Here is a 20567-nt window from a genome sequence, read left to right as displayed (position 1 = left end):
GAATACCCAGACTGGCCCACTCTGGCCACATCGGCCGAGCGAAAGTTGCGGGTAGACTATTTTGTTTCAGCCATCAAGAAAAGGGGGGAAGCACTGGCCAGAAAACCACCAACATTCATCCCACCAATAGCCAGAATTTACCTAAATTATTGATTTTTCGATAAACTTAACAGCAGTAGGACTTTCCTGTAGTATTCGCCACCCCGCCCTCAGCGGCCTCGAAAAAAATCCCGAGAACCCGTGCATAAACCGGGAATTCCATCCGCTGTTGGTGCCACTCCACATACCGAGAGGGACGTATCCGTGCTTGAAACCTACCTCAAACACGTCGCAGAACGCGCCGAACAGGGCATCCCACCAAAACCACTGGACGCCGAGCAGGTAGCTGGCCTGGTTGAGCTACTGAAAGCCCCGCTTGAAGGCAAAGAACAGGAACTGGTTGAATTGCTCACCCATCGCGTACCGCCGGGTGTTGACGAGGCCGCATATGTAAAGGCCGGTTTCCTCTCTGCCATTATCAAAGGCGAAGCAGAATCCCCTCTGATTGATCGTAAACATGCGGTAGCGTTGCTCGGTCAAATGTTGGGTGGCTACAATATCACCACTCTGGTTGAATTATTGGACGACAAGGATCTGGGCGAGTTGGCTGCCGAGCAGTTGAAAGGCACCCTGCTGATGTTCGACGCCTTCCACGATGTGGAAGAAAAAGCCAAGGCCGGCAACGAGAATGCCAGCGCGGTCCTGCAATCCTGGGCTGATGCGGAGTGGTTTACCAGGCGCAACAAGGTGCCAGAAAGCATCAAGGTGGCGGTATTCAAGGTCACCGGGGAAACCAACACCGACGACCTGTCTCCGGCGCCCGACGCCTGGTCCCGTCCGGATATCCCCCTGCATGCGCTCGCCATGTACAAAATGCAGCGCGACGGCCTGGAGCCGCAAGAACCCGGCGCAGTGGGCCCTTTGAAACAAATTGAAGCTGTGAAAGCCAAAGGTCTTCCTGTTGCCTTCGTCGGCGATGTCGTCGGCACCGGTTCCTCGCGTAAATCCGCTACCAACTCCGTGCTGTGGTACTTTGGTGAAGAAATGCCCGGCGTACCCAACAAAAAAGGCGGTGGGATCTGTATTGGCAGTAAAGTTGCCCCAATCTTTTACAATACCATGGAAGATGCCGGGGCACTGGTATTCGAAGCGCCGGTTGATGCGTTGGGCATGGGCGATGTGATTGAAATTCGCCCTTACGACGGAAAAATCCTCTCCGAAGACGGCAAAGTGCTGTCCGAATTCCAACTAAAATCCGACGTTCTGCTCGACGAGGTTCAGGCCGGTGGCCGCATCAATCTGATTATCGGTCGCGGCCTTACCGGTAAAGCCCGCGAATCCCTGGGCTTGCCCCCCTCTGACCTGTTCCGAAAGCCGAAGCTCCCCGCCGATACAGGCAAGGGCTACACGCTGGCACAAAAGATGGTAGGCAAAGCCTGTGGTATAGAGGGCATTCGCCCGGGTACCTACTGCGAACCCAAGATGACCACCGTGGGCTCCCAGGACACCACCGGCCCGATGACCCGGGATGAACTGAAAGATTTGGCCTGCCTTGGCTTCTCCACCGATCTGGTGATGCAATCTTTCTGTCACACCGCAGCCTATCCCAAACCCGTCGATATCGATACCCAGCATACATTGCCGGACTTTATTATAAACCGCGGTGGCGTTTCCCTGCGCCCGGCAGACGGTATTATCCACAGCTGGCTGAACCGTATGCTGTTGCCTGACACCGTCGGTACTGGTGGTGACTCCCACACCCGCTTTCCTATGGGCATTTCCTTCCCGGCCGGTTCCGGGCTGGTAGCCTTCGCGGCGGCAACCGGTGTCATGCCACTGGATATGCCGGAATCCGTACTGGTACGTTTCAAAGGTGAAATGCAACCCGGTATCACCCTGCGCGACCTGGTCCACGCGATCCCCTACTATGCCATCAAGCAGGGCCTGTTGACCGTAGAGAAAAAAGGCAAGAAAAACATCTTCTCTGGCCGTATCCTTGAGATCGAAGGGTTAGAAACCCTGACCGTAGAGCAGGCTTTCGAACTCTCTGACGCCTCTGCCGAACGCTCCGCAGCCGGGTGTACCATCAAGCTGTCTGAAGACACCATTGCCGAATACCTGCGCTCCAATATCACCCTGCTGCGCTGGATGATCGCTGAAGGTTATGGCTCCAAGCGCACTCTGGAACGCCGCGCCCGCGCCATGGAAGCGTGGCTGGCCGCTCCGAATCTGATGCAGGCCGATACCAATGCCGAGTATCTTGAGGTGATCGAGATTGATCTGGCAGAAATCCAGGAGCCCATCGTCTGTGCGCCGAACGACCCGGACGATGCCCGTCTGCTGTCAGAAGTGGCCGGCGACAAGGTGGACGAAGTATTCATCGGCTCCTGTATGACCAATATCGGTCATTTCCGCGCTGCAGGTAAGCTACTGGAGCAGCACAAAGGGGGCATTGCTACCCGCATGTGGATTGCGCCACCCACCAAAATGGATGAACACCAGCTGATGGAAGAAGGCTACTACAACATTTATGGCGCTGCCGGTGCCCGCACCGAAATGCCCGGATGCTCCCTGTGTATGGGCAACCAGGCGCGCGTAGCACCAAACAGCACCGTACTATCCACTTCCACCCGCAATTTTCCCAACCGCCTGGGCGACGGCGCCAATGTGTATCTCACCTCCGCGGAACTCGCCTCAGTGGGTGCTATCCTCGGCAGGCTGCCCACTCTGGAAGAGTATCGGGCATATGCGGAAAACATCGACTCTATGGCTGGCGAGATCTATCGCTACATGAACTTTGATCAGATTGAGGAATTCCAGAAGTCTGCCGAAGAAGGTAAGCGTATCGCTGCCATTGAGATTCAGGAGGTTGCCGTTTAAGGGATAATCCTGTCTTATCCGGAAGCCCTTTCCTTTGAATGAGACTTTTTATCCTTCAAGTGATTGAACTATCGTGTGCTGCGCTTTCGTCTCGACATAAGAGATGGTAAAGCGAATACAATAACGATAGAAACTCCCCACGCCCTCGGCTTCACAGAAGCCGGGGGCGTGGGGCCGCTCTCCAGTAGCCTGGGGAAACGGATTCCCTCTCGGAGCAGGCTCTAAAGACCCCGGTAAAACCCACTCTGTTGGTCAGCGCGGGTTGACTGGCCCGAGGTGAATTGGAACATACAGGCGTTATCGGTGTAATTCATGTAGTTGTGGATCGAATCCAGACCTGGAAACCCCGCTCCCTGGCAAGAATCTCGCCCCACTGGACAACCGCGGGACGGAGAACTTTCCGCCGGTGTATCCGCGACAAAGTCCCCCGGGCTGCTGCAACCGCCCTGAAAGGTGTGGTACAACCCCACCCAGTGTCCGACTTCATGAACCAGGATATCCCCCTCGTTGTAAGGTGAGGCACTGCCGCCCGGCAGGGACTCCGTCAAAATGACCACGCCATCATTAATGGGATTTGAGGCATAACTGCTAGGAAAGGTTGCCCAACCCAACAACCCACCGCCGATATTCGCCGTATAAATATTCAGATCTGCGGCACCTCCCACGCGTAATGTCGACTTCATCTGGAATTCGGCAGGGGTACTGGGCGCAACTTGGTACCAACTGTTATTCGAAGTAGTTGTGACCGATGCCAGATTGAAACTGAAAGGTGTTGCAGAAAATGCAGCATTCAGCACGCTCATTTGATTGTTGATTTCAAGGAGGGACAGGGCACCATTTCCAAAGGTGTCTGTGATTACATGAAAATGCACGTTCACGCCCGCCAGACCTACCTGGCGCTGGACATAATTGCTCAATGCGCCGTTCATCGTTGTAAAATAACTTTCCTGCAATACCGCCTCTTGTTCCGTCGGGTGTTCCGTACCACAGCGAAGTGCTTTTTGATTCTCTTCAAAGGCAAGCAGGTTATGGGAAAACAGTATAAAAGGAAAAAATAGCAGACTGAAAAACCAGGATTTTCTTCGTAACCTATTATTCATTAAGGCTTTCATTAGAATATTCCTCTATTATTATTGTTACGTCATATCATCGCTATATACTTCCAAACAGTTATTGCTTGAACCCTTTTTTATTGGCATTAAGTTATAAACAACGCTGGCAGCAGTGCATTGCCAATAGAATTGGCCAAGGCGGTCACACGGTATCTTATTCAGTGGCAACTGCAACTTGAATTTCCCCGGAATCCCGTGACCTGGCCCACAAAAAATAGATCCTGAGTTAATTTAACGGCCAATAAATTAAACTTATTTTATTAACCCTTCATAGATTGAGTCATTACCTGTCGGCCACGGGCTCTACTTTTTTGATTTTATTTTCTGCTATACCGAGATCAACCATTCCATCAGGAAAGCCCTGAAAAAAGTTGATATCCTGCTGCCACCCTGCACCCTTGTTCTTAAGTGCCATTAGTAGAGATAAGTCGCTGTTCCGGTGGCGATCAATGCATCCGTATCATTGCGCAGCTCCATACGCGCAACGACCAGTTTTTTACCTGTGCGAAGAATGGCACCCTCACAGAGAAAATGCCGGCCCCTGCCCGGTTTCAGGTAGTCCACCCGCATATCCACGGTGCCGAGTTTCGACAGGCGATCCACCTTCTCCTCCCAGTGCAGATCTCCCAGGCGCTGGTAGGCGGCCACCATGGCGGTGAGGCCGCCAACGGTGTCCAGCGCCGTGGCGATAACACCTCCGTGTAAAATGTTCTTCCAGATATTGCCAATGAGATGCGGACGCAACTCAAAACCAGCGGAAAGTGTGAGGGCCTCCAGGTCCAGGGAGCGCATCTCAAGACCAATTTGCTGGTTAAAGGGGATTTGCTCAAAAAAACCCTTTACCAATTCCTGAAATTCACTTGGTGAGGGTTCTGTCATAATCGTGCAACCCGGTTAAGTCCATCCAAAGCGGCACTGCGGTACGCCTCCGCCATAGTGGGATAGTTAAACGTGGTGTTGACGAAGTAATCAATCGTATTATTTGGTGCAGGCTGCTTCATAATCGCCTGGCCGATATGCACAATTTCAGCGGCTTCGGCACCAAAACAGTGAATACCCAGGATTTCGCGGGTTTCGATGTGGAACAGGATCTTGAGCATACCCACGCGCTCACCGGAAATCTGCGCCCGCGCGGTATGCTTGAAGAGTGCGCGGCCTACCTCGTAGGGTACCTTGGCGGCGGTCAGTTCGGATTCGGTTTTACCCACGGAAGAGATTTCCGGCAGGGTATAGATACCAGTGGGTGCGTCTTCGATAACACGGTGACCACGCCCGGCAATGGCTGCCGCCACAGCACGGCCCTGGTCATAGGAGGCGCTGGCAAGGCTGGGCCAGCCGATCACATCCCCCACAGCATAGATATTTTCCACCTCGGTGCAGTAGTGATCATCTACGCTCAGCTGGCCGCGGTGGTTAGCCTCCAACCCAGCATTGTCCAGCCCCAAAGTGCTGGTATTACCGGTACGGCCGTTACACCAAAGCAATGCGTCGGCATGGATACGCTTACCGGACTGCATTTCCATAATCACGCCCTGTGCATTGGGCAGTACCCGTGCGTGCTCTTCCCGGTGACGGACGGTCACGCCCATATCGCGCAGGTGATAACTCAGGGCATCAGAGATTTCATCATCGAGGAATTCCAGCAGGCTGCCACGGGTATTGATCAGGTCAACCTTGACACCCAAGCCGGCAAAAATGGAAGCGTATTCGCAACCGATCACCCCCGCTCCATAAATCATAATGGAGTGCGGGGTGTGCCGCATATCCAAAATGGTGTCACTGTCATATACGCGTGCGTGCTCAAAATCCACATCTGCCGGACGGTACGGACGCGAGCCAGTGGCGATGATGATTTTTTTCGCAGTGACGCTTTCCGTGGCGCCATCTGGCAACTGCACATCCAAGCTGTTGGCATCGCGGAACTTCGCCTCACCAACGATCAGCTCAACCCGGTTACGCGCATATAAGGAGGTATGCATTTCCACCTGATAGGAAATCACCTTGTTCACAGTTTGCATCACCTGGGGAAAGGTAAGTCGGCGCGGTTCACCCAGTGCGCGGAATACGTTTTGGGTGTTGTATCGCATTAACTGTTTTACCGAGTGTCGCAGTGCCTTGGAAGGGATAGTGCCCTTGTGGGTACAGTTTCCGCCAACCACCTGGCGTTTTTCAATAACCGCTACACGCATCCCTTTTTTGGCAGCACTCATGGCAGCGGCCTCTCCAGCAGGGCCAGAACCAATAACGACCAGATCAAATTTTTGCTCTGCCATTTAACGCCTTATCTCTAAATGTCCAGACCCTTGAGAGAAGTTGCCCTGAAGCTCACTGCATTTTTAATTTGGTAAAATGCTCAAACAAACTCCACCGGTATCATACAAAACTTACTTACATTTGGTGGCATCGTAAGCAATATTCTCCGCAACTGCTATCTTCAGCTGACGCTGTTGCTCTTTCTCACACGCTTCATCATCACCACCGCAGATTGCACAGTTTTGCTTCATGCCGAGATTATTGAGTCCACCGCAGGATCCTTTTAACGGTTTTTTCTGCACAATGACGCCCACTGCCATCCCTGCGACGACCAGCAACATGACAACAAAGGCAAAGATAAACACTGTCACTACTCAATCCTCTCAAGGTAAGGGGCAAAGGCGGTGCTGTACCGCTCTTCGAATCCCCTGTCAGTTTTTACCAGCATAAAAACGGCCAGATTTTCACGCTCTGCCAAAGCCATCCCCGCTTGGGCCCCCAGTACATTCAGCGCCGTGGCGAGACCATCGGCTTCAGTACAGGTATCGGCAACAACGGTCACAGATGCCAGCCTGTGCTTTAATGGGCGCCCGGTGCGCGGATCAATGCTGTGCGCATAGCGCACGCCACCGCGTTCGTAGTAGTTGCGGTAGTCACCACTGGTCGCCACCCCTTTACCACTGACATCAATAGGTCGTTGAACGGTCTGCCCTATTGAGTCAGGCACTTCAATGCCGATTCGCCAGAGTCTACCTTTTGGATTCACACCGAGGGTACGCAGTTCACCACCGATCTCGACCAGGTAGTTGCGAATGCCCTGCTGTTCCAGCAGCTGAGCAACCCGATCGACCCCGTGCCCTTTGGCAATGGCCGATAGGTCTATTTCCACCGGACGCTCGCGAGTGATGGTATCCGGCTCACGAGTCATTTTGAGGGCATCGGACCCCACTATCTGCTGCAAGCGGGCAATGTCCACCTCGGAGGGAATCCATTCGGGTTCCGGCTTGGGGCCAAATCCCCATAAATTGACCAGGGGACCCACAGTTACCTCAAAAGCGCCATTGCTGCGGCGATAAATATCCAGGGACATCTCCACAACCTCCGCAAGCGGCGTGCTCACCGGTATGACCTTGCCCACAGGGCTGCGGTTGAAGCGCATCAACTCGGAATTGTCGATATAGGTGGACATAGCCTGGTTGACCTGGTGCAGCTCGCTATCAATCAGTGTTTGCAACTTGCTGCGCTCAATACCTTGGGGAACATCGACAACCGTGATGTGATAACTGGTCCCCATGGTACGGCCACTGAGCTGCCAGTTCTCTGGTGCTTGAGAGCAGGCAGATAAAATGACAGCCACACAAAACAAAAACAGGGCCGGAAGAACGGGCCCTGTTTTTGCTTTTTTTGGGGCTTTGATTGCGTTTAGCAAACTAAGCTCTCCGTTTAACCACCGAAGTCATCAAGGAGAATATTTTCATCCTCTACGCCCAGGTCTTTGAGCATATTGATCACTGCCGCGTTCATCATAGGCGGTCCACACATGTAGTACTCGCAGTCCTCCGGAGCCGGGTGGTCCTTGAGGTAGTTTTCATAGACCACGTTGTGAATAAAGCCTGTGTAACCGCTCCAGTTGTCTTCCGGTTGCGGGTCCGACAGCGCCACATGCCACTGGAAATTATCAAACTCTGATGCCAGGCCGTTGTAGTCACCCTCGTAGAACATTTCTCGCAGGGAACGGGCGCCGTACCAGAAGCTGATCTTGCGTTTGGCGTTCAGGCGTTTGAGCTGGTCGAAAATGTGCGAGCGCATGGGCGCCATGCCGGCACCACCACCAATAAAGATCATTTCGTTATCAGTGTCCTTGGCGAAGAATTCACCGAAGGGGCCGTACACCTTGATCTTGTCACCGGGTTTCAGGCTGAACACGTAAGAGGACATCTGACCCGGCGGTATGCCTTCGGCACGCGGCGGCGGGGTCGCGATGCGGATGTTGAACTTCACAACCCCCTTCTCTTCCGGGTAGTTGGCCATGGAGTAGGCGCGCACAACAGGCTCGGTAACCCTGGACTCCAGTTTGAAGAAACCGAAGTGCTCCCAATCACCACGGTACTGTTCTTCCACCTCGAAATCGGCAAATTGCACATGGTGGGGCGGCGCCTCCAGCTGCACGTAACCACCTGCGCGGAAGTCGACGTTTTCACCTTCGGGCAGACGCAGGGTGAGCTCCTTAATAAAAGTGGCCACGTTCGGGTTGGATTCCACAGTGCACTCCCACTGCTTAACACCAAATACCTCTTCCGGCACTTCGATTGTCATATCCTGCTTCACCGCCACCTGGCAGGACAGGCGCCTGCCCTCTTTGGCATCGCGCGGGGTGAAGTGGGCCGCTTCGGTGGGCAGCATATCGCCCCCACCGGAAATCACTTTACACACACACTGCGCACAGCTGCCGCCACCGCCACAGGCGGAGGCCAGAAACAGGTTGTTGGCCGCCAGGGTTTGTAACAATTTGCCACCTGCCGGCACGGTGAGGTTCTTTTCGCCGTTCACCAGGATATTGACGTTGCCGGTGTTTACCAGGCGCGAGCGGGCCACAAGGATCACCGCCACCAGTGCCAGAACGATGACGGTAAACATCGCCACGCCGAGGATAATTTCAATACTGTTCATAGGATTGCCTCACCCGCTCAGATGTCGATACCGCCGAAGGACATAAAACCCAGGGACATCAAACCAACCGTAACGAAGGTGATGCCCAGGCCCTTCAGGCCATCCGGTACGTCGCTGTACTTCAGCTTCTCGCGAATACCCGCCAACGCGGTAATCGCCAGGGCCCAACCGAGGCCGGCGCCAAAGCCATAGGCAACACTCTCCCCAAACGCATACTCGCGCTCTACCATAAACAGGGAGGCCCCGAGGATGGCGCAGTTCACGGTAATCAGCGGCAGGAATACGCCCAGCGCGTTGTACAGTGCCGGTACATACTTATCCAGGAACATCTCCAGGATCTGTACCAGCGCCGCGATAACGCCGATATAAGACAGCAAACCGAGAAAGCTCAGATCCACATCCGGATAACCGGCCCAGGCCAGCGCGCCGTCTTTCAACAGGTAGGTGTAGATAAGATTGTTCACCGGTACCGTCAGGGTCAGTACCACGATCACCGCCACCCCCAGCCCGATGGCGGCCTCGATCTTCTTCGAAACAGCCAGGAAGGTGCACATGCCAAGGAAGAAGGCCAGCGCCATGTTTTCCACAAAAACAGCGCGGATAACCAAAGAAATATAATGTTCCACGGATTAGACCTCCTGCGCCTGGGTATTGGGCGCGATCCTGAATTCGTCCTGCTCCACCTGAACCGGCTTCCAGGCGCGGATTGCCCAGATAAACAGACCGATCAGGAAGAACGCACTGGGAGGCAACAGCAGCAGGCCGTTGGGGATGTACCAGCCACCGTTGCTGACGGTTTGCAGGATATCCACACCGAACAGTTTGCCGGCACCGAAGAGTTCGCGAATAAAAGCCAGGCCGATCAGAATCACGCTGTAGCCCAGACCGTTGCCAAGGCCGTCGAAGAAGCTGGGTAACGGCGGGTTCTTCATGGCGAAGGCTTCTGCGCGCCCCATTACGATACAGTTGGTAATGATTAGGCCAACGAACACCGACAACTGCTTGGAGATGTCATAAGCCAGCGCCTTGATCAACTGATCCACCAGGATGACCAAGGAGGCGATCACCGTCATCTGCACAATAATGCGAATGCTGTTCGGGATCTGCTTGCGGATCAGGGATACCGCAACGTTGGAACAGGCCACAACCGAGGTGAGTGCAATACACATGACCAGGGTGACCTGCAGCTTGCTGGTCACAGCCAGTGCCGAACAGATACCCAGGATCTGCAGTGTGATCGGGTTATTGTTGAAAATGGGTTCGAGCAGCGTGTCTTTGACTTTCATGCTTATGCCTCCCCTGCTTTCAGGTTTTTCAGGAAGGGACCGAATCCCTGACTCCCCAGCCAGAAGTTCACCAGGTTATCCACGCCTCTGCTGGTGAGCGTTGCGCCGGATAAACCGTCGACTTCGTGCACCGCATCGGGACTGCTGGGGTTCACCTGCCCTTTGATCACCTGGAGGTCCACATTGCCCTGGCTGTCGAAGACTTTTTTGCCAACCCACAGGGCTTTCCAGTTGGGGTTGTCCACTTCACCACCGAGTCCTGGGGTCTCCTTGTGCTCGTAAAAGCCCAGGCCCGCTACGGTATCCAGGTCACTCTGCAGGGCGAGAAAGCCGTACAGGGTGCCCCACAGGCCGTAACCGCGCACGGGCAGGATAACCTTATCGAGCTTGCCCTCTTTCTCTACCAGGTAAACCTCCTTGATATTTTCCCGGCGGATAATCTTGGCGGCATCCTCGCCCGCTGGCAGCCGCTCGCTCGCGGAGGTGATCTTGGCTGCAGCGCGACCGCTGCCGCCGGCCGGCGCCTGGTCGGTGAACTTGCCGGTATCCAAATCGACATACTTGACCTGCACATCGGCAAAAGCCCTCTCGACCTCTGCTTTGCTTGCGTGCGAATCCTTCAGCAGCCCACCGGCGAGCAGAACGTTGCGTCTCATATCCAGTTCGGCATTGGCCTGCTGGGCGGGCCTCAGCAGAACAGCGGCAGTGGCGACCACGACGGAGCACACCAGGCACATTACCAGGGCGACAATCAGCGTCCCCTTGACGGAATCTTTATTAGCCACGTGCCAGCCTCCGTTTGATATTGGACTGCACCACAAAGTGGTCAAACAGCGGAGCGAACAGGTTGGCGAACAGGATCGCCAGCATCATGCCTTCCGGGAAGGCGGGGTTCACAACCCGAATCAGCACCACCATCACACCAATCAGAATGCCATACCACCAGCGGCCAATATTGGTCATGGCAGCGGACACCGGATCGGTAGTCATAAAGATCAGGCCGAAGGCAAAGCCGCCCACGACCAGGTGCCAATACCAGGGCACTTGGAACATGGGGTTGGACTCGGAACCGATGAGGTTGAACATAAAGGCGGTGGCCATCATGCCCAGCAAGGTACCGGCCACAATGCGCCAACTGGCGATCTTCATACCGATCAGGATCACACCGGCAACCAGTATGGCCAGGGTGGAGGTCTCGCCGATGGAACCATGCATCTTGCCGAAGAAGGCATCGAACCAGGTCAGCTGGCCAGCGGCCGCATTGACCACATGGTTCTGGATACCTTCACTGGCCATCACCGACAGCGCAGTCGCACCGGTGTAGCCGTCAACGGCAGTCCAGACGGCATCGCCGGACATGGCTGCAGGGTAAGCGAAAAACACAAACGCGCGGCCGGTAAGAGCCGGGTTGAGGAAGTTCTTACCAGTACCGCCAAAGACTTCCTTGCCGATCACCACACCGAAACTGATGCCCATGGCCACCATCCACAGGGGCAGATCCGGCGGACAGGTCAGGGCGAACAGGATGGAGGTGACAAAGAAACCTTCGTTCACTTCGTGACCACGCACCGCGGCAAACAGCACCTCCCAGATACCGCCCACAATAAAAGTGACCGCATAGATAGGCAAAAAGTACATAGCACCGTAGACAAAATTGTCCCACAGGCTCGCCGGATTATAAGCGGTCAGAGCACCAATAATCCCATGGCGCCAGCCCGACAGCTCCGGATTGGTCATGCCTTCGACAATGGTATTGGCCTGGAAACCGATATTCCACATGCCGTAGAAGGCCGGGATCATGGCACAGGCCCACACGGTGATCATAATGCGCTTCAGGTCGATACCGTCGCGCACATGGGAAGTCGTATGGGTCGTCGAGGAAGGCTGGAACAACCCGGTATCAATAGCCTCATAGAGGACATAGAGCTTCTCGAACCGGCCGCCTTTTTGGAACTGTGGCTCGATAGCGTCGAGGAATTTACGCAACATACTCAACCCTCCTTCTCAATACGGGTCAGGTTGTCCCGCAAAATGGGGCCGTATTCATACTTACCCGGACAAACGAAGGTACACAGTGCCAGATCCTCTTCATCCAGCTCCAGCGCACCCAGCTTCTGGGCCATCGCCGTATCGCCCACAATCAGTGTGCGCAGCAGTTGGGTTGGCAACACATCCAGTGGCATGACCTTTTCATAGGTGCCGATCGGAACCATAGCGCGCTCGGACCCATTGGTACTGGTCGTGAAGTTGAACAGTTTGTGCTTGAACAGGCGCGAAAGGTAGATTGGGAATAGCGAAAAGCGTTTGTTGCCCGCACGCAGATAGTGTAGGAACGGCCGCTCGTGGCCCTCCTCAAGAATCGAGACCTGGTTATGATAACGCCCCAGGTATGCCAGGGGGCCCGCAGCCGTGCGACCACCGAATACGGAGCCGGAGATAACGCGGTCATCGCTACCTTTCAGCTCTCCCGCAGTCAGCTTCTCCAGGCTGGCACCAAGACGAGTGCGCAACAGGCGTGGCTGTTTCGCCTGGGGGCCCGCCAGGGCAATCACACGATCTGTGCACAGTTTACCCGTGGTAAAGAGTTTGCCCACGGCGATCACATCCTGGTAGTTGATGGTAAACACGCTGCGGTTGGCAGATACCGGGCTCAGGTAGTGGATATGGGTACCGGAAAGACCGGCCGGATGGGGGCCGGCAAACGCTTCGCGGTGAATATTGCTCGCGTCCGGAAGCGGGATGTCCGCATCTGGAGCGGTACAGACGTAGGTGGTTTCCGCCAGCTTGGATAGAACCTCCACACCCTGGGAGAAGGCTGCGCGGTTCTCGGCAATCACCACTTGCGGATTGGCGGCCAGGGGGTTGGTATCCATCGCATTGATAAACACCGCAGCCGGCTCAGCATCCGGGGCGGGAACGCGGCTGAACGGACGGGTGCGCAGCGCGGTCCAAAGGCCGGATTCAACCAGGTTCTCAACGACCTGTGCGCGAGTCAGGCCAGACAGCTTGTCTGCCCGGTAGCTTTGGAACTGTTCCGCTGCATCGCCCTCTACCGCAATCACGACAGATTGCAGTACCCGGCGGGCACCGCGATTGATAGCAACAACACGACCCGCAGCGGGCGCTGTGTAGCGTACGCCTTCGGTTTTTTTGTCACTAAACAATAGCTGGCCAAGTTTGACGCGATCCCCTTCAGCCACTGCCATGGTCGGCTTCATCCCGTGATAATCGGGGCCGAGTACAGCAACGGTCTTGAGCGCAGGGCCATCGTGGATGACCTGCTCGGGCGCGCCGGATATGGGTAAGTCCAATCCCCGACGGATCTTTCTCATACGCCTATGCCTAAGTTTCTAGTTTGAAAAAGTGCAATACAACCGCCAGTCCAGATTCATTCTGTGCTTCAGCCAAAATCGGACTGGTAAGTCATATTGTGGAATTCTGCGCTGCGGGGGCTTACACCGTTTCACCCGTGGACCGGGGGGAAGGAAGTTAACTCTGGTTTGCGCACGCTAACTTCGGCGCACAGTTGCCCTGCAAAATCGCGCGCATTATAAAGACGGGACAGGGGCTTTACCAGTCTGGAAGCCCCCAAAGTGGCATTGTGATGAAAAATTTTTTACTGGAAAAACAGGGATTTGTAGCACCCTGCAAAGAGCCCTTGTGACCCACCAGCCTTTTGGCGGGCCCACAAGGGACAGGCGGACAGCGGCTTAATCCCGCTTCGGAAACAACTTGTAACGAACACCCGCCATCTCTTCCAGGCAGCGCACCACCTGACAGCTGTAGCCAAACTCGTTGTCGTACCAGCAGTAGAGCACTGCGTTTTTGCCATCCACGATAGTCGCATTGGAGTCGAAGACGCAGGCGCGGCGCGAGCCCACAAAGTCGCTGGACACCACCTCGGGGGAGTTGGTGTAATCGATCTGCTGGCGCAGTGGCGAATGCAGAGCCACTTCGCGCATGTATTCATTGAGCGCCTCCTTGGAGGTCTCCTGGCCCAGATTCAGGTTGAGAATCGCCATGGAGACATTCGGGGTCGGAACCCGAATCGCGTTGCCGGTAAGCCTGCCCTTCAGCTCGGGTAGCGCCTTGGCCACTGCTTTGGCCGCGCCGGTTTCGGTCAGCACCATATTCAGTGCTGCAGCGCGCCCGCGGCGCTCGCCCTTGTGGTAATTGTCGATCAGGTTCTGGTCGTTGGTGTAGGCATGAACGGTTTCCACATGGCCGTGCTCTACCCCGTAACCATCCATCATCGCTTTCAATACCGGCACTATGGCATTGGTGGTACAGGAAGCGGCAGAGAGCACTTTGTCTTCCGGCTTGATTTCACCATCGTTGATGCCGTAAACGATATTCTTGATATCGCCCTTACCCGGTGCTGTGAGGATGACCTTGGAAACACCAGGACAATCCAGATGCTGGTTCAGGCCTTCTTCATCGCGCCATACGCCGGTGCTGTCCACCACGATGGCGTCGTGGATACCGTACCGGGTGTAATCCACTTCTTGCGGGGCGTTGGCGTAGACAATCTTGATCTCATTGCCGTTGCAGATCAGGGAACTGGTTTCCTCATCCACACGGATCGTGCCCTGAAAGGCACCGTGTACCGAGTCGCGGCGCAACAGGGAGGCGCGCTTGACCAGATCGTTAGGCGCCTTGCCCTTGCGCAGTACAATAGCGCGCAGGCGCAGCACGTCACCACTGCCAGCCTTGTCGATCAACAGGCGCGCCACCAGACGGCCAATACGACCAAAACCGTAGATCACCACATCTTTGGGCTCGGGCAAAGGCTTGCCGGCACCGACCGCATCCGCCAGCTCTTCGCGCACAAACGTGTCCACGGGCAGGTTGCGATCATCGCGCATGAACTTGTTAGTCAGGGTACCCAGGTCAATATGCACCGGACCCAGATCCAATTTGCAGATGGCCTCCAGCACCGGAAAGGATTCAAACTCGGAGAGTTCATTTTCCTCTACCTGGCGCACGAACCGGTGCGCTTTCATAATGCTCAGCACGGAGCGGTTGACCAGGTTGCGGCCGTACATATAAATACCGACGTTTTGCTCGCGGTTGAGCTTTCCGATCATCGGGATCATGGATTCGGCCAGCGCCTCGCGCTGTTTCCAGTCCTTGAAAAAGTCCGCGGGCTTCGGTCGCTTCTGAGTCACTGTCAGACACCTCTGCATTGTGTTGGATAGGCAGGAAATCACGACCCGGAAACCGCCCCCGGATCGCATGGCTGCGCATTATCAATATTCACCTGTTAGAGCGCAACCGAGTAAAATAAAACCCAAAACCTGTAGTAAAACTACCTTGCGGCTATCGTCTGCCACTGTGCCGCGCAGGCGGCCAAAAGTGTGCTCATTGCGCCAGCCCGGTAAACACACTGCAGCGCCGACCATTCACAGCTACAATAGCCGCCCCCTGCACCACAGCAAACGAAAGCGCGGATATAAAGGAAAGATGACCGATTTACAGCCCCTGACACCCCCTGGATTTCGCAGTGCCAACGACCGACAGTTTTGGGGGCAACTGCATGGCGCAGCGGCCGCGCTCGCCCTGCTAAACGCGGCTCGCAAGAGCAAATCCCCAACACTGCTGATCACCCGCGACAGTCTCGAAGCGCACCGTCTAGAGGAACAGCTGAAATTTTTTAACAAAGCCCGGAGAGATAGCGCCACAGAAAGCGCGTTTGAAATCTTCCATTTCCCCGACTGGGAAATCCTTCCCTACGACACCTTCTCACCCCACCAGGACATTATCTCTGATCGCCTGGCCACCCTCTACCGAATACCGCAAATGGGCGGTGGTATCGTGATCGTGCCGGTAAGCACCCTGATGCACCGTCTGCCCCCCTGTGATTACGTGGCCGGCAATGCGCTGATCCTGCGTGAAGGACAGCAGTTTGAAATCGATATCCAGAGGCGCCTGCTGGAGCAGGCCGGCTACCACTGTGTGGATACAGTGTACGAACACGGCGAATTCGCTGTGCGCGGATCGCTGATGGATATATTTCCCATGGGCAGTACCCTGCCCTACCGTATCGATCTGTTCGACGATGAGATCGAGTCCCTGCGTACCTTTGATCCCGAGACCCAGCGCACCGTAGACCGGGTGGGAACCGTTCACCTGCTGCCCGCACGGGAGTTCCCCATGCACAAGGCCGCCCTGTCCGGTTTCCTGCAGAACTGGCACGAGCAGTTTCAAGCCGACCCGAGCCTGGTACCCATCTATCAGGATATCAGTGCCGGCATTGCCCCTGCGGGTATCGAGTACTACCTGCCTCTGTTTTTTGATAACAACTGCGCGAGCCTGTTTGACTACCTGCCCGAAAACAGCCAGACATTTATACAGGGGGATATCCAAGCCCCCATGGAGAGTTTCTGGCGCGAAGTCAGCAATCGCTATGAAAGCCGTCGCGGAGACCTGACCCGCCCGATATTGCAGCCCCGCCAAATTCTGCTGGATATCGACGAATTCAACGGCGCCCTCAAATCCATGTCCAGGGCCATCTTTTCGACCGAAACACTGTCGGAGAGTCAGGGCAACTACAACTTTGCCGTCCAGGTGCCACCAAACCTGCCGGTGGACGGTAAAGCCGAGCAACCTATGGCAGCCTTGGAAAGCTACCTGATGGCGCATTCCGGACGGGTGCTCCTCTGTGCCGAAAGTAGCGGGCGACGCGAGGCCCTGCTGGAATTGTTAAAAGGGATACGCCTGACACCCCCCACCTTTTCCAGCTGGGAAGAATTCCTGCAAAGCGGCGAAGCTATCGGCATCACGATAGCGCCACTGGACCAGGGACTATTGCTCACCGACCCCGCTATCAACCTGATTGCCGAGCCACAACTGTTTGGCGAACGGGTATTGCAGCAGCGTCGCCGCAAAAAGGCCAAGGAAGACGCAGACAACGCAGTGAAGAACCTGGCCGAGCTGCGCATCGGCGCCCCGGTAGTGCATATCGATCACGGTGTGGGTCGCTACCGCGGCCTGCAGCACCTGGATATTGGCGGCCAGCCGGCGGAGTTCCTGGCCCTCGAATACGCCGACGAAGCCAAACTCTACGTTCCCGTGGCCAGCCTGCATCTGATCAGCCGCTACTCCGGTGCCGATGAAGCGCTGGCGCCCCTGCACAAAATGGGCAGCGAACAGTGGCAAAAAGCCAAACGCAGGGCCGCCGAGAAAGTGCGCGATGCCGCCGCCGAACTGCTGGACATCTATGCGCGCCGCGAGGCCCGGGTGGGCCACGCTTTTGCCGACCCCAAGCTGGCCTACCGGGAGTTCGTCGCTGCCTTCCCATTTGAAGAGACTCCGGACCAACAGCAGGCCATTGAAGCCGTGGTGGGCGATATGCTGTCGAAAAAGCCCATGGATCGCCTGGTGTGCGGCGATGTGGGCTTCGGCAAGACTGAGGTGGCCATGCGCGCGGCCTTCGTTGCCGCCCATGCCGGCAAACAGGTGGCCATGCTGGTACCCACCACCTTGCTGGCACAGCAGCACTACCAGTCTCTGCAGGACCGCTTTGCCGACTGGCCCATCAATATTGAGGTGATCTCGCGCTTCCGCTCCGGCAAGGAAGTAAACAGCGTGAAGGAGAAAGTGGCGCGCGGCAAGGTGGACATCCTCATCGGCACCCATAAGCTGCTTCAAAGCGACCTGGATTTTAACAGCCTGGGACTGTTGATTATCGACGAGGAGCACCGCTTCGGCGTGCGCCAGAAGGAGCGCCTCAAGAGCCTGCGCGCCGAGGTGGATATCCTCAACCTCACCGCCACCCCCATCCCGCGCACCCTGAATATGGCCATGAGCGGTATTCGCGACCTCTCCGTGATCGCCACACCGCCGGCGCGGCGCCTGTCTGTGAAAACCTTCGTGCGCGAACGGGACAATGCCCTGATAAAAGAGGCCATACTGCGGGAAATCCTGCGCGGTGGCCAGGTGTACTTCCTGCATAACGAAGTGAAGAGTATTGAGAGGCTTGCACGCGAACTGCAAGAACTGGTGCCCGAGGCCCGTATCGCTATCGGCCACGGCCAGATGCGCGAACGCGAACTGGAACAGGTCATGAGCGACTTCTATCACAAGCGCTTCAATGTTCTGGTGTGCACCACCATTATCGAAACCGGCATTGATGTGCCCACGGCCAATACCATCCTGATCGAACGTGCGGACAAGTTCGGACTGGCCCAACTGCACCAATTGCGCGGCCGCGTGGGACGCTCCCACCACCAAGCCTATGCCTACCTCCTGACGCCGAATAAACGCGCCATGACCAGTAACGCCGTCAAGCGCCTGGAAGCCATCAGCGAGGCCCAGGATCTCGGTGCGGGCTTTACCCTGGCCACCCACGACCTGGAAATCCGCGGCGCCGGAGAACTGCTCGGTGAGGAACAAAGCGGGCAGATCCAGGGCGTTGGCTTCAACCTGTATATGGAGATGCTCAACCGGGCGGTACAAGCCATTCGCGAAGGGCGCACACCAAATATCGATGACCCCCTGGACGCTCCCGCGGTGGACGTGAACCTGCGGGTACCGGCACTGATCCCCGAGGACTACCTGCCGGATGTGCACTCCCGCCTGATAATGTATAAACGCATCGCCAATGCCGCCGATGGCCAGCAACTGAGGGAGCTGCAGGTGGAGATGATCGACCGTTTTGGCCTGCTGCCTGAACCCGTCAAGCACCTGTTCCACACCACCGAAATCAAACTGAAAGCGGACAGGATGGGCATTCGCAAGCTGGAGGCCGCCGCCGACCGTGGGCGTATCGAATTTGCCGACACCACCCAGGTGGACCCCTTCACCCTGGTGAAGCTGGTGCAGGCCCAACCTGGCCGCTACCAGCTGGCGGGCGCCAACCAGCTCAATTTCAATCTCGACGAGGAGGGCCCCGAGCGCAAGCTGCAGGAGATCAACGCAGTGTTGGACCAGCTGGCACAGTGATACCATCCGTCAACCCGTGAGGTGGTCGATCGACAGGGCGCAAACTCCCGGCCAGAATCACCACCGCACATGACAACTTGCGCAGCACGCCTCCAGGAAACAACAGAATGATGAACAATGGTCCCCCCATGACAAGGATAACGCACCTCTTCCCCACTCTGGTCCTGGCCCTCTCCGCCGCAGCAGCCCAGGCAGCCAACTATGCCGGGAACACCTTCGAAATCGAATTGATTGTTTTTGAGCGCCCCCAGGGAATGGCCAGAAGCGGTGAATCCTGGCCGGCCTCGCCACGGCTGCAATATCCCGCTCGCTGGGTGGACTTTAATACCCGAACCGCAACCCCTGAGGTGCAGGAAACCCTCTCCCTGATAGAAACCCCCGAGGCCGGCGACAGGCTTGGCAGCGAAATCCGCGACAGTGAAGCCCCGCAACCTGATGCCACGGCTGCATTGACGGTACAGGCAGAAGTTGAAACCGCCCCCAGCTTGCTTTTATCTCCCGTACCCACCCTGTTGAATAACAAGGTAGCGGCATTGATCAAAGGCGGTGATCGGATTCTGTTCCACAAGGCTTGGCGCCAGGTACTGGAACAGAAGCACAATTCGCCCGCCGTCCTGATCCACGGCGGAGACCGCTTTCGGGGACACAGCCAGCTTGAGGGCTCAGTGATCCTGAGTGTATCCCGTTACCTGCACCTCAGCACCGATCTGTGGTTCAGTGATTTTTCCGCTCCACCTGAGACTAAGGGCATACCACTGCCCAAACGTCCCCGTGAGGCTACACTGGAACGCCCCGAAGTGATCGTTCCAGACAATCAGGGGGACAGCCAACGCTCCCACACCGGCTCTGCACTGCAGGATAACCAACTCGACTTTGGGGAATACGAACCGGTCACCCTGGAGATGGACACCCCTGGACCAGAGCAACCCCTCTACGTTGCCCATGTGGCCCGCTTGCAGCATGAGCGCCGCATGCGCAGCGGCAAACTGCACTATATAGATCACCCGGCCTTCGGCATCCTGATCGAAATTCGCACTGTGCCGGGACAACAGGAAGAAGAACCGAAACAAAGACTGCCAATTGAAGCCGGCACGGCTGCGGAGATTGAATCTCCATAGCCACCCTATGATCCAAAGCCCTGCTGGCCTGCGCCGGCAGCGGAAAATCGCCCCCAGCCGTCAATTTCCTGGCATCGGCGTTATCCAGTACAGTGCACTGCGCCCTGCCCTACCTCTGTCCAGCGCGCCAAATCACGTACTGGTTCCTGTGCTTGTCTGTCGTAGGTTTTTATAAAAAACAACGGGGAGACTAGGGGCTGTTCCCGTTTGGATGTAGCCTATTGATTTGTAAGAGCAAGCTCGCATTGTTGAGGTTCTAACACAAC

The 20567-nt window shown here is 56.1% G+C and carries 15 protein-coding genes; 3 read left to right on the top strand and 12 right to left on the bottom strand.

Features of this window, described 5'->3' with window-relative positions; genetic code table 11:
* Window positions 1-303 precede the first annotated feature (303 nt).
* Entirely contained in the window at window positions 304-2919 is a 2616-nt protein-coding gene (gene acnB / locus Q1A48_RS15880) for a bifunctional aconitate hydratase 2/2-methylisocitrate dehydratase (protein WP_299946838.1), read from the top strand.
* A 221-nt stretch (window positions 2920-3140) separates the two neighbouring features.
* On the opposite strand, the gene Q1A48_RS15875 is transcribed toward acnB, so the two are convergent.
* The 12 genes from Q1A48_RS15875 to Q1A48_RS15820 all read right to left on the bottom strand — a co-directional run bounded on the left by Q1A48_RS15875 (window position 3141) and on the right by Q1A48_RS15820 (window position 15426).
* Entirely contained in the window at window positions 3141-4031 is an 891-nt protein-coding gene (locus tag Q1A48_RS15875) for a zinc metalloprotease (protein ID WP_299946835.1), read from the bottom strand.
* 414 nt (window positions 4032-4445) lie between these two features.
* A complete protein-coding gene (locus tag Q1A48_RS15870) occupies window positions 4446-4910 on the bottom strand; it encodes a thioesterase family protein (RefSeq protein WP_299946832.1) in 465 nt (154 codons plus the stop codon).
* Complete coding sequence (gene sthA, locus Q1A48_RS15865; protein WP_299946830.1) at window positions 4907-6304, bottom strand: Si-specific NAD(P)(+) transhydrogenase; 1398 nt, start codon at window positions 6302-6304, stop codon at window positions 4907-4909. The genes Q1A48_RS15870 and sthA overlap by 4 nt, the downstream gene beginning before the upstream one ends.
* A gap of 111 nt (window positions 6305-6415) precedes the next feature.
* Window positions 6416-6655 carry a (Na+)-NQR maturation NqrM gene (nqrM, locus tag Q1A48_RS15860; protein WP_299946827.1) on the bottom strand — a complete coding sequence of 80 codons (240 nt, stop codon included), beginning with the start codon at window positions 6653-6655 and terminating at the stop codon, window positions 6416-6418.
* Entirely contained in the window at window positions 6655-7578 is a 924-nt protein-coding gene (locus Q1A48_RS15855) for an FAD:protein FMN transferase (protein ID WP_299946824.1), read from the bottom strand. The genes nqrM and Q1A48_RS15855 overlap by 1 nt, the downstream gene beginning before the upstream one ends.
* A gap of 149 nt (window positions 7579-7727) precedes the next feature.
* Window positions 7728-8954, bottom strand: coding sequence for an NADH:ubiquinone reductase (Na(+)-transporting) subunit F (nqrF, locus tag Q1A48_RS15850; RefSeq protein WP_299946821.1), 1227 nt, complete (start codon window positions 8952-8954; stop codon window positions 7728-7730).
* 17 nt (window positions 8955-8971) lie between these two features.
* Entirely contained in the window at window positions 8972-9580 is a 609-nt protein-coding gene (gene nqrE / locus Q1A48_RS15845; RefSeq protein WP_299946818.1) for an NADH:ubiquinone reductase (Na(+)-transporting) subunit E, read from the bottom strand.
* 3 nt (window positions 9581-9583) lie between these two features.
* A complete protein-coding gene (locus Q1A48_RS15840; protein ID WP_299946816.1) occupies window positions 9584-10240 on the bottom strand; it encodes an NADH:ubiquinone reductase (Na(+)-transporting) subunit D in 657 nt (218 codons plus the stop codon).
* A gap of 2 nt (window positions 10241-10242) precedes the next feature.
* The gene (locus Q1A48_RS15835) at window positions 10243-11025 is read right to left on the bottom strand and encodes a Na(+)-translocating NADH-quinone reductase subunit C (protein ID WP_299946813.1); all 783 of its coding nucleotides are present in this window, start codon (window positions 11023-11025) and stop codon (window positions 10243-10245) included.
* Entirely contained in the window at window positions 11018-12229 is a 1212-nt protein-coding gene (locus Q1A48_RS15830) for an NADH:ubiquinone reductase (Na(+)-transporting) subunit B (protein ID WP_299946811.1), read from the bottom strand. Before Q1A48_RS15830 ends, Q1A48_RS15835 begins: the two co-directional genes overlap by 8 nt.
* A gap of 2 nt (window positions 12230-12231) precedes the next feature.
* Entirely contained in the window at window positions 12232-13572 is a 1341-nt protein-coding gene (locus tag Q1A48_RS15825; RefSeq protein WP_299946808.1) for a Na(+)-translocating NADH-quinone reductase subunit A, read from the bottom strand.
* Window positions 13573-13950: 378 nt separating this feature from the next.
* Complete coding sequence (locus Q1A48_RS15820) at window positions 13951-15426, bottom strand: glyceraldehyde-3-phosphate dehydrogenase (RefSeq protein WP_299946805.1); 1476 nt, start codon at window positions 15424-15426, stop codon at window positions 13951-13953.
* A 277-nt stretch (window positions 15427-15703) separates the two neighbouring features.
* On the opposite strand from Q1A48_RS15820, the gene mfd reads away from it, so the two are divergent.
* Complete coding sequence (gene mfd, locus Q1A48_RS15815) at window positions 15704-19183, top strand: transcription-repair coupling factor (RefSeq protein WP_299946802.1); 3480 nt, start codon at window positions 15704-15706, stop codon at window positions 19181-19183.
* A gap of 107 nt (window positions 19184-19290) precedes the next feature.
* Window positions 19291-20301: a CsiV family protein gene (locus Q1A48_RS15810; protein WP_299946799.1), complete on the top strand. Its 1011-nt coding sequence runs from the start codon at window positions 19291-19293 to the stop codon at window positions 20299-20301.
* The last annotated feature ends 266 nt before the right edge of the window (window positions 20302-20567 follow it).

The sequence above is a fragment of the uncultured Microbulbifer sp. genome (assembly GCF_947489355.1).
In the GTDB taxonomy this organism is placed as follows: domain Bacteria; phylum Pseudomonadota; class Gammaproteobacteria; order Pseudomonadales; family Cellvibrionaceae; genus Microbulbifer.
Note: the sequence above shows the minus strand (reverse complement) of the source record. Positions and strands in the feature narration are given on the sequence as shown.